This window comes from uncultured Cellulomonas sp., from assembly GCF_963527515.1.
Lineage (GTDB): Bacteria > Actinomycetota > Actinomycetes > Actinomycetales > Cellulomonadaceae > Cellulomonas.
This window is the reverse complement of sequence record NZ_CAURTV010000003.1, coordinates 1-14,988: the sequence shown is the minus strand read 5'-3', so window position 1 is coordinate 14,988 and position 14,988 is coordinate 1. Positions and strand designations below refer to the sequence as shown.

Below are 14,988 nucleotides of genomic sequence, written 5' to 3'. Positions count from 1 at the left end.
CCCAGGATGCCACGCCGAGGCTAATCCCGACCAGATGGTAAGCGCGGTCTTCCCATCAATCCCGACCACGTGGTAACTTCCGACTTACCAAGTGGTCGGGATTCAAAGACGGTCCGACCCGCTGTCCGACACAGGAGTCGACATGGCCCTCTCGCAGAACACGGCCCCGCCCACCGGCGCGGCACCCCTGGGCACCACCGCCCGCGAGCCCCGCAGCTACCTGCCCTCCCTGGCGTTCGCCAACCTGGGCGTCTTCGTCGCCCTGCTGACGCCGGTGATGGTGTCGATGGCGTTCAAGATCGACCACCTCGTCGGCAGCGCGGCGGCCCCCGCCACCCTCGGCATGGTGATGGGCATCGGCGCCCTGTTCGCCCTCGTCTGCAACCCGTTGGCCGGCCGCCTCTCGGACCGCACCACCAGCCGGCTCGGCATGCGTCGACCCTGGATCATCGGCGGCTCGATCGTCGGCACCGCGGCCCTCGTCGTCGTCGGCACCGCGCAGTCCGTCGCACTCGTGCTGGTCGGGTGGTGCGTGGCGCAGGCCGGGTTCAACGCGGTGCTCGCCGCCGCCAACGCGACCATCCCGGACCAGGTGCCGGTCGAGCGCCGCGGCAAGGTGTCCGGCCTCGTGGGCATGGCGACGCCGCTGGCCATCCTGCTCGGCAGCGTGATCGTCAACCGGGTCTCCGCGGACGCCACCCGGTTCATCGTCCCCGCCGCGCTCGGCCTGATCCTCTCGTTGCTGCTCGCCGCGGTGCTCCGCGACCGCCGGCTGCACGAGGCGCCCGCGCAGCGGTTCACCATCGGCCAGTTCTTCGGCTCGTTCGTGTTCAACCCGCGCAAGCACCCGGACTTCGGCTGGACCTGGCTCACCAAGTTCATGGTGATGTTCGGCTACGCGGGCATCGCGACGTTCCTGCCGTACTACCTGATCGGCCGCTTCGACCTCTCCGAGCAGGAGGCCACCGGCGTCATCCTGACGGCCACGTTCGCGTCCGTGGTCGGCATGGTCGTCTCCAGCCCCGTCGGCGGCATCCTGTCCGACCGGTTCGGCAAGCGCCGCCCGTTCGTCGCCGTCGCCGGCGCGATCATGGCGGTCGGCCTCGTCGTGCTCGCGTTCGCCCCGACCATCGCGATGGTCGTCCTCGGCCAGGCGATCATCGGGCTCGGCGCCGGTGCGTTCTTCTCCGTCGACATCGCGCTGGCCACGCAGGTGCTGCCGAGCAAGGAGGACACGGCCAAGGACCTCGGCGTCCTCAACATCGCCAACGCGCTGCCGCAGTCCCTCGCCCCCGCGATGGCCCCCGCCATCCTCGCCGTCGGCGCCCACCTGCCGATCGGGCAGTACCCCACCTGGTACCTGTTCGGCGCGGTCGTCGCCCTGGCCGGCGCGGCGCTGGTCTACAAGATCAAGGGCGTCCGCTGATGCGCCCGTACGAGGATCCGACGCGGCCAGTCGACGACCGCGTCGAGGACCTGCTCGAGCGGATGACGCTCCAGGAGAAGGCCGGCCAGCTGTTCCAGCACATGATCACGATCGGCCCGCTCGACGAGGGCGACGCGGTCTTCGGCCTGCCGTCCGCGAAGGAGTACGTGCACGGCAGGCACATGACGCACTGGAACCTCCTCGGCGTCCCGGGCGGCGCGCGGGAGATCGCGCAGTGGCACAACGAGCTCCAGGCGCTGTGCCAGCAGACCCGGCTCGGCATCCCCGCCACGATCGCCACCGACCCGCGGCACGCCTTCACCGACAACCCGGGGACGGCCCTGCTCTCGGGCCCGTTCTCGCAGTGGCCGGAGACGCTCGGGCTGGCGGCGACGCGCGACGAGGCCCTCACCGAGCGGCACGCCGACATCGCGCGTCAGGAGTACCTCGCGGTCGGGCTGCGGACGGCGCTGCACCCGCAGGTCGACCTGGCGACCGAGCCCCGCTGGGCACGCGCCAACGGCACGTTCGGGGAGGACGCGTGGCTCACCGGCCAGATGGGCGCCGCGTACGTGCGGGGGTTCCAGGGACCCGTGTTCGGCCCGGACAGCGTCTCGACCATGACCAAGCACTTCCCCGGCGGAGGTCCGCAGAAGGACGGCGAGGACCCCCACTTCGCCTACGGACGCGAGCAGGTCTACCCCGGCGGACGGTTCGCCGAGCACCTGGAGCCGTTCAAGGCGCTCCTCGCGGCCGGGACGCGGCAGATGATGCCGTACTACGGCATGCCGGTGGGCCTGTCGGACGTGCCCGAGGTCGGCTTCGGCTTCAACAAGCCGATCCTGACAGGCCTGCTCCGCGACGAGCTCGGCTTCGACGGGATCATCTGCACCGACTGGGGGCTGGTGACCGATGCGGAGGTGTTCGGTCAGCCGTTCCTCGCGCGGGCGTGGGGGGTGGAGCACCTGTCGGTCGAGGACCGCGTCGCGCTCATCCTCGACGCCGGCGCCGACCAGCTGGGCGGCGAGGCGTGCCCGGAGGTCGTGGTGTCACTGGTGCAGGACGGCCGCATCACCGAGGCGCGCATCGACGCCTCCGTGCGCCGGCTGCTGCGGGAGAAGTTCCTGCTGGGGCTGTTCGACGAGCGGCGCTACGTGGACGTCGACGCGGCGTCCCTGGTCGTCGGCTCCGACGAGTTCCGGGCCGCCGGTCTGGCCGCCCAGTCGGCCGCCGTGACGGTCCTGACGAACGACGGCATCCTCCCGCTGGCGCCCGGCCTGCGGATCTACGCCGAGGGGTTCGAGGGCACGGTCGACGACCCCGCCGACGCCGACGTCGCGATCCTGCGGCTGCACGCGCCCTACGAGCAGCGCGGGACGGGGTTCGAGTCGTTCTTCCACGCCGGCTCGCTGGACTTCCCGGCGGAGCTCGTCGATCGGGTGAACGCCATCTCGGCGCAGGTCCCGACGATCCTCGACGTCTACCTCGACCGGCCGGCGATCCTCACGCCGCTGGTGGAGGGGGCCGCCGCGGTCGTCGTGAACTTCGGCGCCGGGACCGGGCCGCTGCTCGACGCCCTGCGAGGGGCTGCCCGGGGACGGCTGCCCTTCGACCTGCCGCGGTCGATGGCCGCAGTCGAGGCGTCCCGCGAGGACGTCCCGTTCGACACCGCCGACCCGCTGTTCCGGTTCGGCCACGGTCTGGCGCTCTGACGACGGCGCCCGGCGCTCGGCGCTCGGCGCTCGGCGCTCGGCGCTCGCGTGAAGACTTCGTCGCGCCCAGCAGGACGACGTCTTCACGCGAGGTCAGCCGACCCGCTCCGGAGGTGCACCTGCCCGGGCCGACGTGACCACGAGCCCGTCCGCACCGCGGTCCACCGCGACCGCGTCGCCGTCCTTGATCTCGCCCGCCAGGATCTGGCGCGCCAGCCGGTCGCCGATCTCCCGCTGCACCAGCCGCCGCAGCGGGCGCGCACCGTAGGCGGGGTCGAAGCCCTCGATCGCCAGCCACTCGCGCGCGGCCGGGGAGACCTCCAGCGCGAGCCGGCGGTCCTTCAGGCGTCGGGCCAGGGCAGCCACCTGCAGCTCGACGATGCGCCCGAGCTCCTCCAGCGACAGCGGGTCGAAGAGCACGACGTCGTCGAGCCGGTTGAGGAACTCCGGCTTGAAGGCGGTCCGCACCGCGGACATGACGGCCTCGCGCTTCTGCTCGTCGGACAGCAGCGGGTCCACCAGGAACTGCGAGCCGAGGTTCGACGTCAGCACCAGGATCACGTTGCGGAAGTCGACCGTGCGCCCCTGGCCGTCGGTGAGCCGCCCGTCGTCGAGCACCTGCAGCAGCACGTCGAACACCTCGGGGTGGGCCTTCTCCACCTCGTCCAGGAGGACCACCGAGTACGGCCGACGCCGCACGGCCTCGGTCAGCTGACCGCCCTCCTCGTACCCGACGTACCCGGGGGGCGCGCCGACCAGCCGGGCCACCGAGTGCTTCTCGGCGTACTCCGACATGTCGATGCGGACCATCGCGCGCTCGTCGTCGAACAGGAAGTCCGCGAGCGCCTTGGCCAGCTCGGTCTTGCCGACGCCGGTCGGACCGAGGAACAGGAACGAGCCCGTCGGGCGGTCGGGGTCGGACACGCCCGCACGCGCGCGCCGGACCGCGTCCGACACAGCGGCGACCGCCGGGCGCTGACCGATGAGCCGCTCCCCGAGCACCTCCTCCATGCGCAGCAGCTTGGCCGTCTCGCCCTCGAGCAGCCGGCCGGCGGGGATGCCGGTCCACTGCGCGACCACCTCGGCGACCTCGTCGGGACCGACCTTGTCGGCGATCATCGGCGGGCCGTCCGGGGCGGCGTCGGCGGACTCCTCGTCTGCTTCGGCACGCGCGATCTGCTCCTGCAGGGCGGGAAGCTCGCCGTACTGGATGCGCGCGGCACCGGCCAGGTCGCCCTCGCGCAGGAGCCGCTCGGCGTCGGACCGCAGCGCGTCCAGCCGGGCCTTGAGGTCGCCGACCAAGTTGTGCCCGGCCTTCTCCTTCTCCCACCGCGCGGTCAGGGACGCGAGGTCCTCACGGCGGTCGGCCAGGTCCTTGCGCAGCCGCTCCAGGCGGTCGGCCGAGGCGGGGTCGTCGGACTCGCTGAGCACGACCTCCTCCATCTCGAGCCGGGTCACCGCGCGCTGCAGCTCGTCGATCTCGATCGGCGACGAGTCGAGCTCCATGCGCAGGCGGGAGGCGGCCTCGTCGACCAGGTCGATGGCCTTGTCGGGGAGCTGGCGGCCGGTGATGTAGCGGTCGGACAGCGCGGCAGCGGCGACCAGGGCGGAGTCCGCGATGGTCACCTTGTGGTGCGCCTCGTACCGCTCCTTCAGCCCGCGCAGGATCGCCACGGTGTCCTCGACCGACGGCTCGCCGACGAACACCTGCTGGAACCGGCGCTCCAGGGCGGGGTCCTTCTCGATCCGCTCGCGGTACTCGTCGAGCGTCGTCGCCCCCACCAGGCGCAGCTCGCCGCGCGCCAGCATGGGCTTGAGCATGTTGCCCGCGTCCATGGCGCCCTCGGACCCGGCACCCGCACCGACGACCGTGTGCAGCTCGTCGATGAAGGTGACGACCTGCCCGTTCGAGCCGGTGATCTCCGCAAGCACGGCCTTGAGCCGCTCCTCGAACTCGCCGCGGTACTTGGCGCCGGCCACCATGGCGGCCAGGTCGAGCGCGACCAGCTTCTTGCCCCGCAGCGACTCGGGGACGTCCCCGGCGACGATCCGCTGCGCGAGGCCCTCGACGACGGCGGTCTTGCCGACGCCGGGCTCCCCGATGAGGACGGGGTTGTTCTTGGTGCGCCGGGACAGCACCTGCACGACGCGGCGGATCTCGGCGTCGCGGCCGATCACCGGGTCGAGCTTGCCGTCGCGGGCGCGCTGCGTGAGGTCCATGCCGTACTGCTCGAGCGCCTTGTACGTGCCCTCCGGGTTGGGGCTGGTCACGCGCGCGGACCCGCGGACCGCCGGCAGCGCCGCTGCGAGCGCGTCACGGGAGGCACCCTGCGCGCGCAGGGCGTCGGCGACGCCGGACTGGCCGGTGGCGAGCCCGAGCAGCAGGTGCTCGGTGGAGACGTAGTCGTCCCCGAGCGAGCGCGCCTCCGACGACGCGGCCTCGAGCGCGGTGGACGTGGCGCGGGACGCCGACGGCTGCGCGACCGCCGAGCCGCTGGCGGTCGGCAGGTTCACGAGCATCCCGCGGACGGCACGGCCGAGCGCACCGCGGTCCGCGCCGACGGCGTCGAGAAGTCCGTTGGACACCCCACCCTCCTGCTGCAGCAGGGCGTTGAGCAGGTGGGCCGGCTCGAGCTGGGGGTTGCCGGCGGCCGACGCCTGCTGGATGGCGTCGCCCAGGGCCTCCTGGGACCGGGTGGTGAACTTGGCGTCCACGTGACCTCCTGAGTTGTCGTGTCTGCTCGGCGCAACGACGTCCAGAGTTGAGTCTATTCCGCTCAAGTCTCTCCGGCACCCTGCGTGACACCATCGGCGTCATGGACGACGACGTGCTGCCCGGCTGGACCGCTCAGACCCTCCCGCTGCGGCCCGACGGCCGGACCCCGGACCCCGTCGCGACCCTCGTCCACCGCACCGGCACCGCCAGCCGCCGCGCCCTGCTCTACGTGCACGGGTTCGTCGACTACTTCTTCCAGACGCAGTTCGCCGACGCCCTGGCCGCCCACGGGTACGACGTCTACGCACTCGACCTGCGCGACTACGGGCGGTCGATCCGCGACGGCCGACCGGCCAACCACATCACCGACCTGGGTGCGTACGCGGAGGACATCGACGCCGCGATCCGGATCATCCGCGCCGAGCACGACCAGGTGGTCCTGCTGGGCCACTCGATGGGCGGGCTCGTCACGTCCTTGTGGGCCGACGCCCGCCGGGGCGAGGGCCTCGTCGACGCGCTGGTGCTGAACAGCCCGTGGCTGGACCTGCGCGGCTCGTGGTTCGAGCGCCGGGTCTTCACGGCCGTGCTGGACCGCGTGGGGCGGGTGGCCCCGGACCTCGTCGTCGGCAAGATCGGTCCGTTCTACGGGCGCGCGCTGCACGAGGGCACCGGCGGCGAGTGGGCGTACGACCTCGCGTGGAAGCCGCACGACGGCTTCCCGGCCCGCGCCGGGTTCGCCCGGGCCGTCCGTCGCGGGCACGCGCGGGTCGCCCGCGGCCTGGCCGTCGACGTGCCGGTGCTGGTCCTGGCCTCCGACGCCTCCGGTCCCGACGACGCCTGGCACGACGCCCTGCTCACCACCGACTCGGTGCTGGACGTCGCGCACATCAAGGAACGCGCGCCCCTGCTCGGGCCCGACGTCACGTTCGTCGAGATCCCCGGCGGAGCGCACGACCTGGCCCTGTCCCCCACGCCCGCCCGGGACACGTACGTCGCCGAGGTGCTCGCGTTCCTGGACGCCCGGCTGCCCTGACCTCGAGCGATGGCGGCCGGCAGGGGCACGGTGTTGGGTGTGTCCCATGACCACACATCGCGAGGCGTGGCCCACCGGCACCCCGGCCTGGGCGGACATCACGGTGCCGGACGTCGCCGTCGCCCGTGCGTTCTACGGCCCCCTGCTCGGGTGGGAGTTCGAGGTGGGCGGCCCTGAGCTCGGGTTCTACACCCAGGCGCTCGTCGACGGGCGCCGCGTGGTCGGCCTCGGCGAGCCCATGGGCGACGAACCCGCCCCGCCGCCGGCCTGGTGCGTCTACCTGGCCGCCGACGACCTGGCGGCCACCGCGGCGGCGATCAAGGAGGCGGGCGGCCAGGAGGTGGTCCCGCCGATGCCGATCATGGACTTCGGCAGCATGGCGATCTTCGTCGACACCGCCGGCGCCGTGTTCGGCGTGTGGCAGCCGGCCGAGCACACCGGCTGGGACGTGGTCGAGGAGCCGGGCGCGGTGGTGTGGTCCGAGGTGATGGTGCACGACCAGCCCGGCGCCCTCGAGTTCTACCAGCGGGTGTTCGGGTACGAGGTCGAGGACCTGTCCGCACCCGGCTTCACCTACGCGTCGGTGTCGCTGGGCGGCGCGGCCCTGGCCGGCGTCGGCGGGTACGGCGCCCAGGCGGGTGCCGACGCCCCCGCCGCCTGGACGCTCTACTTCGGCGTGACCGACACGGACGCCGCCGTCGCACGCGTCACCGAGCTGGGCGGCACGGTCGTCAGCCCGGCCACGGACACGCCCTTCGGTCGGATGGCGATCGCCGCCGGACCGTTCGGCGAGGTCTTCGCGCTGATGGGGCCCGTGGTCGGCGACGCCTAGGCTGGACCCTCATGACCCCACCGTCCGAGGCGTTCCGGCTGCAGGCCGCGCGTCCGCACGAGCCGCTGCGCACGTTCCACCCGCGCCGCTCTCCGCTGGGTCCCGAGCGGGAGGCCGCCCTGGTGCACCTCTGGCCGCGGTTCGGCTTCTCCGTGCACGACGCGGGCTCCCCGGTTCCGGTGACGCCGGACGGTGCCCTGGACACGGTCGCGCTGTTCGGCCGGTCGGCACCGCTGGTGCTGGAGATCGGCTCCGGGATGGGTGAGACCACCGCGGCCATGGCCGCCGCCGACCCCGCGCGCGACTACCTGGCCGTCGAGGCGCACCTGCCGGGCGTCGCGCACCTGCTCGGCCTGCTCGACCGCGCGGGCCTGACCAACGTCCGCATCGCGCACGGCGACGCCCTCGACCTGGTGCGCAGCGCGCTGCCCGAGCGGTCGCTCGCCGCGGTGCACGTGTTCTTCCCCGACCCGTGGCCCAAGGCCCGCCACCACAAGCGCCGGCTGGTGCAGCCGACGCACGTGGCGCTGCTGACCTCGCGACTGCAGGTCGGCGGCGTCCTGCACTGCGCGACCGACTGGGTGGACTACGCCGACGCCATGCTCGAGGCCCTCACCGCCGACCCGTCGCTGGAGAACACTGCCCGGAGCTTCGCTCCCCGTCCCGCGCACCGGCCCGTGACCAAGTTCGAGCAGCGGGGAATCGATCTCGGCCACGAGGTGCGCGACGTCGTGTTCCGGAGGGTCCGATGACGTTCCGGATCCTGCTGGTGCCCGGCGTGAACCCCGACCGCTGGCTGCGCGTGTGGCAGGAGCGGCTGCGGGACGTGCCGGTGGAGCTGGTGCACGCGACGCCCACCGACGCGGTCGACGTGCTGCGGTCCGGCGGCGCCGACGTCGCCCTGGTGCGCCTCCCCGCGGCCGGCGACGACCTGTCCACCATCCCCCTGTACACCGAGGCCACGGTCGTCGTGGTGCCCAAGGACCACGTCGTCACGGTGGTCGACCAGGTGGACGCCGCCGACCTCGACGACGAGACCCTGGTGGTCCCCCTCGACGACCAGCTGCACTGGACCGACCCTCCGGGCACCCCGTTCGCGGGAGGTGAGGTGGCGACGACGGCCGACGCGATCGACCTGGTCGCCGCCGGCGTCGGGGTGCTCGTGCTGCCGCAGTCGCTCGGCCGGCTGCACCAGCGCCGCGGCCTGACCGCGCGCGTGGTCCGGGACGCCCCCGGGTCCGCCGTCGGACTGGCCTGGGTGACCGACCGGTACGACGAGCTGACCGAGGAGTTCATCGGCATCGTCCGCGGCCGCACGGCGACCTCGTCGCGCGGCCGCGGCGCACCGGAGCCGGAACAGACGCCCGCGACGACCCGCGGGTCTGGCAAGGGCACGGGCGGGTCCGGCAAGAGCGCGGCCGGGTCCGGCAAGGGCACGGGCGGGTCCGGCAAGAGTGCGGCCGGGAAGGGCGCGTCGGGACGTCGGTCGTCGGCCAAGGGTTCCGCGGCGCCCCGCGCACGCAAGCCCCGCCCTCGATGACCCTTCTTCGCTGACCCCCGCCCCCGACGGCCGCGGGGCCGGCCACGAGAACAACGTGGGACGCGTCAAGCGGGCCGTTGACGCGTGCCACGTTGTTCTCGGCGACCCCCCGCGGGGCGAGAACAACCTGGGTGGCCCTTGACCGGGCCATGACGGCACCCACGTTGTTCTCGTGCCGGGCGCGCGACCGGGAAAGCGGCCGGTCCGGGGGGCCGTGGGAGTAATGTCCGGATCCGGGGGCACCGTCGCACCGTGAGCCGGGAGGTCCGATGAGCAGCGCCCTGACCGACGAGTCCGCACCGGCGAAGGGGCTGAGCTCCGGCACGCTGGGCCTCTGGGGCAACACCGTCATCGGCCTCGCCAGCACCGCTCCCGCGTACTCGCTGGCCGCCACGCTGGGCTACGTGGTGCTGGCCGTCGGTGACCGGTCGCCGGCCATGTTCCTCATCGCCTTCGTGCCGATGCTGCTGGTCGCGATCGCGTACCGCGAGCTCAACTCGGTCATGCCGGACTGCGGGACCACGTTCACGTGGGGCACCAAGGCGCTCGGGCCGTGGGTCGGCTGGCTGGGCGGCTGGGGTCTGGCGGTGTCCGGGATCATCGTGCTGGCCAACGTCGCGGAGGTCGCCGCCGTCTACTTCCTGCGGGCGTTCGGCCTGGACGGGGTGGCGGAGAACCGCGTCGCGGTGCTGGTCATCGGGGTCGGCTTCATCGCGGCCATGACGTGGGTGAGCTATCGCGGGATCCTGGTCAGCGAGCGGCTGCAGAACGTGCTGGTGGTGTTCCAGTTCCTGGTGCTCGGGGGTCTGAGCATCCTGGCGCTCTGGAAGGTGTACGGCGGCACCGCGGGGGCGCAGGCCGTGCTGCCGCGGTGGGAGTGGTTCAGCCCGGCCGGTCTGTCGTCGTCGGCCATCGCGGCCGCCGTGATCCTGTGCCTGTTCATCTACTGGGGCTGGGACGCGTGCCTGGCCGTCAACGAGGAGACCAAGGACCTCGCGCGCACGCCGGGGCGCGCCGCGGTGCTGGCCACGGTCATCCTGCTGGTCACCTACTGCCTGGTGGCGGTCGCCGTGCAGGCGTTCGCGGGGTTCGGCACCACGGGGATCGGCCTGAACAACGAGGCCAACATCGACGACGTCGTCACCGTGCTGGGCGGACCGCTGCTGGGTCCGGTGATGGCGTTCGTCCTGCTGCTGGTCATCGCGGTGTCGGCGACGGCGTCGACCCAGACGACGATCCTGCCCACCGCCCGCGGCACGCTCGCGATGGCCGTCTACAAGGCGGTGCCCGGGCAGTTCGCGCGCGTGCACCCGGTGTTCAAGACGCCGTCGTTCTCCACGCTCGTCATGGGGATCACCGCCGGCGTCTTCTACATCGTGCTCAAGCTGCTCAGCGAGGACGCCCTGTTCGACTCGATCGCGTCCCTCGGCCTCGCCGTGGCGTTCTACTACGCGGTGACCGCGTTCGCCTGTGTCGCGTACTTCTGGCGGTCGATCTTCCGCAGCGTCCGCAACTTCTTCCTGCGCGGCCTGTTCCCGCTGCTCGGCGGCGCGGGGATGGTGTGGGCGTTCGGCATCTCGGCGCGGGACATGCTCGACCCCGACTACGGGTACACCAGCATCGGCGGGGTCGGCGGCGTGTTCGTCATCGGGGTCGGCATGCTCGCGCTCGGCGTGCCGCTGATGGTGGCGTGCGCCGCGCGGGCGTCGCTGCGACCGTTCTTCCGCGGCGAGGCGCTCAACCGCGACACCCCGGTGCTCGTGCCGGACTTCGACCCGCCGCGCGGCGGGCTCTGAGACTCAGCTCTCGCGTGCGGCGGCGGCCCGGCGGTCGGCCTCGCGGGACTCCTGCAGGCGCTCCTCCAGGCGGACCTGGGCGGCGATCTGACGCTCGCGCTCCAGCCACGTGGGCGGCTCGGCCTGGAGCGCCTCGATCTGCTCGGTGGTCAGCGGGTCCGTGATCCCGCCCCGGGCCAGCCCGCTGATCGAGATGCGCAGCCGCCCGGCGATCACGCTGCGCGGGTGCGGCCCGTCGCGACGCAGGTCCACCAGCCACTGCGGCGGCGTGCGCTGCAGCTCGGCCAGCTCGTCGCGCGTGATCATCCGGTTCTGGAAGTCCTCGGGCGTCGCCGGCAGGTACACGTCGAGCTTGGCGGCGGCGGTCGACGCCTTCATCTCCTGGGACTTCTTGGGCGGTGTCACGCCTCAAGGGTAGGCCCCGCGGGAACGACACAGCGTCCGAGGAAGTGAGCGCTCGGGCAGCCACTTCCTCGGACGCTGTGCGTGCACTGCGGCTCAGCGTTCCGGCGGGACCGGGTGCGTGTGCCAGATCTTGTCGATGTAGTCGCGCATCGACCGGTCGGAGGAGAAGAAGCCCGACCGGGCCACGTTGAGCACGGCCGACCGCGTCCACGCCTCTGTGTCCGCGTAGGCGTCGTCCACCCGGGCCTGCGCATCGATGTACGCCTGGTAGTCCGCGAGCACGAGGAACCGGTCCTCCGCCAGCAGGTTGGACACGATCGGCTCGAACACGGTCCGGTCCCCGCCGGAGAACGCGCCCGAGGCGATGAGGTCCAGCGCGTGCCGCAGCGAACGGTTCTCCTCGTAGTACGAGGTCGGGTGGTAGCCGCGCTCGACGATGTCGGCGACCTCGGGCTCGGTCAGCCCGAACAGGAAGAAGTTGTCGTCGCCCACCAGCTCGCGGATCTCGACGTTCGCGCCGTCGTCGGTGCCGATCGTCAGCGCCCCGTTGAGCGCGAACTTCATGTTCCCGGTGCCCGAGGCCTCCTTGCCCGCCAGCGAGATCTGCTCCGACAGGTCCGCCGCGGGGATGAGCTTCTCTGCGAGCGTGACGTTGTAGTTGGCCGGGAAGGCGACGGTGAGCCGGCCCTTGAGCGCCGGGTCGTTGTTGACGGTCCGGCCGACCGCGTTGATCAGACCGATCGTCTGCTTGGCCATCCGGTAGCCGGGCGCGGCCTTGGCGCCGAACGCGAAGGTCCGGGGCGTGATGTCGTCGATGCTCACGGCACCTGAGGTCACCTGGTCGTACAGGGTGACGATGTGCAGGAGCTTGAGCGTCTGCCGCTTGTACTCGTGCAGCCGCTTGACCATCACGTCCAGCATGGTGTCCGGGTCGAACGCGATCCCGTCACGCTCCGCCAGGACGTCGACCAGCCGGAGCTTGTTCGCACGCTTGACGTCGCGGAACGCCTGGCGGAACTCGGCATCCTCGGCCAGCGGCTCCAGCTCCTTGAGCCGGTCCAGGTCCGTGACCCAGCCGTCGCCGATCGCCGCCGTGACGAGCTCCGAGAGCCCGGGGTTGGCCAGCCGCACGAACCGCCGCGGCGTGACGCCGTTGGTGACGTTGGTGAACTTGTCCGGGAAGTAGTCCGAGAAGTCGTGCAGGACCTTGTCCTTGAGCAGCTGCGAGTGCAGCGCGGCGACGCCGTTCACCTTGGAGCCCGCGACGGTGGCCAGGTACGCCATCCGCACGGCTCGCTCGGGGTGCTCCGCGATGATCGACATGCGGCGCACGCGCAGCTCGTCGTCCGGGTAGGCCTCCCGCAGCTCCTCCATGAAGTCCTCGTTGATCTTGTAGATGATCTCGAGGTGGCGCGGCAGCAGCTTGCCCAGCAGGTCCACCGGCCAGACCTCGAGGGCCTCCGGCAGCAGGGTGTGGCACGTGTAGGCGAAGCACTTCTGGGTGACCGCCCAGGCGTCGTCCCACTCCCACTTGCGCTCGTCCACGAGGATCCGCATGAGCTCGGGGATCGCGATGACGGGGTGGGTGTCGTTGAGCTGGAAAATGATGCGCTCGGGCAGCTTGCGCAGGTCGAAGTCGTGCGGCAGCACCTGGTCCAGGAAGTCGCGCAGCGAGCACGCCACGAAGAAGTACTGCTGCTGCAGGCGCAGCTCCTTGCCCTGCGGCGTCGAGTCCTCCGGGTAGAGGACCTTGGAGATGTTCTCCGCGAACGTCTGCGCCCGGACGGCCTGCGCGTAGTCGCCGGCGTTGAAGATCTCCAGGTCGAACGCGCGGGTGGCGCGGGCGCTCCAGAGGCGCAGCGTGTTCACGCGGCCGTTCTCGAACCCGGGGACCATGTAGTTGTACGGGATGCCCAGGACGCTCCAGCCCGGCACCCAGCGGCTCCGCGTCACGCCGTCGTCGTCCACGTACTGCTCGGTGTGCCCGCCGAAGTCCACCGTGACGGCCGACTCGGGGTGCGGGAACTCCCACGGCGAGCCCAGGGCCAGCCAGTTGTCGGGCTTCTCCACCTGCCAGCCGTCGACGAACGTCTGGCGGAAGATGCCGTACTCGTACCGGATGCCGTAGCCGATGCACGGGACGTTCATCGTCGCGAGGGAGTCGATGAAGCACGCCGCGAGCCGGCCGAGGCCGCCGTTGCCGAGCCCGGGCTCGACCTCCGCCTCGCGCAGCTCAGCCAGGTCGATGCCCAACGACGCCAGCCCCTCCTCGACGACCTCGTCGAGGTCCGCGGCGAGCAGCGCGTTGTCCAGCTGCCGGCCCAGCAGGAACTCCGCCGACAGGTACGCCACCGACTTGGCCTGGATCTGGTACTGCTTCCGCAGCGTCTCCATCCACCGGACCATGAGGTAGTGGCGCACGGTGCGGGCCATGGCGAGGTACTTGTCGTTGACCGACGCTCGAGTCAGGTCGGCGCCCTGTCCGAAGTTCAGCTCCCGCAGGAACTCCCGGACAAAACCGTCGACCGTGTGCTCGGGCGTGGCGATGGGCGTGGGTGTCGAGTTCTCCGTCACGCTTGCCACGGTAGCGGGCGACTCCGGCGAGAACCGAGCCGTGCGACTACTCGTAACAAACGGACTGGTCACACCCTGGTGGTCGTGGGCGGCGTGTCCCTAGGGTGAGACGGTGGTGGTCTTCCTCATCCGCGCGCTGATCTTCCTGGCGTCCGCAGCCCTCGGCCTGTGGATCGCCTCGCTCGTCGTCGACGGTTTCACGGTGGGCGTCTCGGGGTTCCTGGTGGCGGTCGTGGTGTTCGCCGTCCTGCAGAGCATCCTCACCCCGTGGTTCCTGGTGATGACGCGCCGGTACGCCACCGCGCTGACCGGGGCAGTCGGGCTCGTCTCGACGGTCGTCGCCCTGTTCGTCGCCACCCTGGTGGGTGAGGGGCTGACCATCCGCGGGCTGAACGCGTGGGTGCTCGGGTCGCTCGTGGTGTGGATCGTCACCATGCTCGGCACCCTCCTGCTCCCTCTGGTCTTCCTGCGGAACCGCGTCCAGCAGAGGCGCCGCGCGGACGCCTGAGCGCTCACCAGCCGCTGGAGGAGTCCGCCTGCAGGTCCGGGCACCGGTCGGCGCCGTCGGCGAGCAGCTCGAAGTGCCAGATCTCGTTGGCGTAGGTCCGGCACAGGCCGTGCTCGAACCCGTGCTCGCCGAGCCACAGCGCACCGTCTGTCGGTCCCACGTCCACCGCGGTCCCGTCCACGTGCGCGGACGTCTCCGGCGGCAGGACCCAGCGGCGGGCCTCCTCCAGCGACCCGTAGCGCTCGACGGCATCGTCGACCAGGTCCTGCTGCTCCGCCGCGGACCGCCACCCGGACGTCATGGTCAGCGGCACCCCCTCCGCGGCCGCTGCCGCCTGGGCGGCGGCGAACCTGCGCTCGACCTCCGGGTCCAGCCGGGTCGCGACGCCGCCCGCCGCCGCCGCGTCGCCGCCCAGGGCGTGGACGGCGATCCCGACGAGCGCCACC

General features: G+C 72.0%; 12 protein-coding genes. 8 read left to right on the top strand and 4 right to left on the bottom strand.

The window, feature by feature from the left end; genetic code table 11:
• Positions 1-142 precede the first annotated feature (142 nt).
• Both RYN42_RS01530 and RYN42_RS01525 read left to right on the top strand, forming a co-directional pair.
• Entirely contained in the window at positions 143-1,426 is a 1,284-nt protein-coding gene (locus RYN42_RS01530) for an MFS transporter (RefSeq protein ID WP_315093124.1), read from the top strand.
• Positions 1,426-3,138, top strand: a complete 1,713-nt coding sequence (locus tag RYN42_RS01525) for a glycoside hydrolase family 3 N-terminal domain-containing protein (RefSeq protein WP_315093123.1) — start codon at positions 1,426-1,428, stop codon at positions 3,136-3,138. The genes RYN42_RS01530 and RYN42_RS01525 overlap by 1 nt, the downstream gene beginning before the upstream one ends.
• Positions 3,139-3,231: 93 nt before the next feature.
• Here RYN42_RS01525 and clpB read toward each other — a convergent pair whose 3' ends face one another.
• Entirely contained in the window at positions 3,232-5,853 is a 2,622-nt protein-coding gene (clpB, locus tag RYN42_RS01520; protein ID WP_315093122.1) for an ATP-dependent chaperone ClpB, read from the bottom strand.
• 101 nt (positions 5,854-5,954) lie between these two features.
• Between clpB and RYN42_RS01515 the strand changes: the two genes are divergently transcribed.
• The 5 genes from RYN42_RS01515 (at position 5,955) to RYN42_RS01495 (ending at position 11,055) form a co-directional block, all read left to right on the top strand.
• On the top strand, positions 5,955-6,887 hold the full coding sequence (locus RYN42_RS01515) for an alpha/beta hydrolase (protein ID WP_315093121.1): 933 nt from the start codon (positions 5,955-5,957) through the stop codon (positions 6,885-6,887).
• A 46-nt stretch (positions 6,888-6,933) separates the two neighbouring features.
• Complete coding sequence (locus RYN42_RS01510) at positions 6,934-7,719, top strand: VOC family protein (protein WP_315093120.1); 786 nt, start codon at positions 6,934-6,936, stop codon at positions 7,717-7,719.
• A gap of 11 nt (positions 7,720-7,730) precedes the next feature.
• The gene (trmB, locus tag RYN42_RS01505) at positions 7,731-8,471 is read left to right on the top strand and encodes a tRNA (guanosine(46)-N7)-methyltransferase TrmB (RefSeq protein WP_315093119.1); all 741 of its coding nucleotides are present in this window, start codon (positions 7,731-7,733) and stop codon (positions 8,469-8,471) included.
• Positions 8,468-9,259 (top strand): LysR substrate-binding domain-containing protein, encoded by a 792-nt coding sequence (locus tag RYN42_RS01500; RefSeq protein ID WP_315093118.1) that lies wholly within the window; start codon positions 8,468-8,470, stop codon positions 9,257-9,259. Before trmB ends, RYN42_RS01500 begins: the two co-directional genes overlap by 4 nt.
• Positions 9,260-9,528: 269 nt before the next feature.
• Positions 9,529-11,055 carry an APC family permease gene (locus RYN42_RS01495; RefSeq protein ID WP_315093117.1) on the top strand — a complete coding sequence of 509 codons (1,527 nt, stop codon included), beginning with the start codon at positions 9,529-9,531 and terminating at the stop codon, positions 11,053-11,055.
• Between the two features lie 3 nt (positions 11,056-11,058).
• On the opposite strand, the gene RYN42_RS01490 is transcribed toward RYN42_RS01495, so the two are convergent.
• Positions 11,059-11,433, bottom strand: coding sequence for a DUF5997 family protein (locus RYN42_RS01490; protein WP_399552375.1), 375 nt, complete (start codon positions 11,431-11,433; stop codon positions 11,059-11,061).
• 120 nt (positions 11,434-11,553) lie between these two features.
• Positions 11,554-14,034 (bottom strand): glycogen/starch/alpha-glucan phosphorylase, encoded by a 2,481-nt coding sequence (locus RYN42_RS01485; RefSeq protein ID WP_315093115.1) that lies wholly within the window; start codon positions 14,032-14,034, stop codon positions 11,554-11,556.
• Positions 14,035-14,146: 112 nt separating this feature from the next.
• Between RYN42_RS01485 and RYN42_RS01480 the strand changes: the two genes are divergently transcribed.
• The gene (locus tag RYN42_RS01480; protein WP_315093114.1) at positions 14,147-14,542 is read left to right on the top strand and encodes a phage holin family protein; all 396 of its coding nucleotides are present in this window, start codon (positions 14,147-14,149) and stop codon (positions 14,540-14,542) included.
• A gap of 4 nt (positions 14,543-14,546) precedes the next feature.
• Here the strand turns inward: RYN42_RS01480 and RYN42_RS01475 are convergent.
• Positions 14,547-14,988, bottom strand: a 442-nt coding sequence (locus tag RYN42_RS01475) for a M15 family metallopeptidase (RefSeq protein ID WP_315093112.1), incomplete at its 5' end; no start/stop codon positions are given.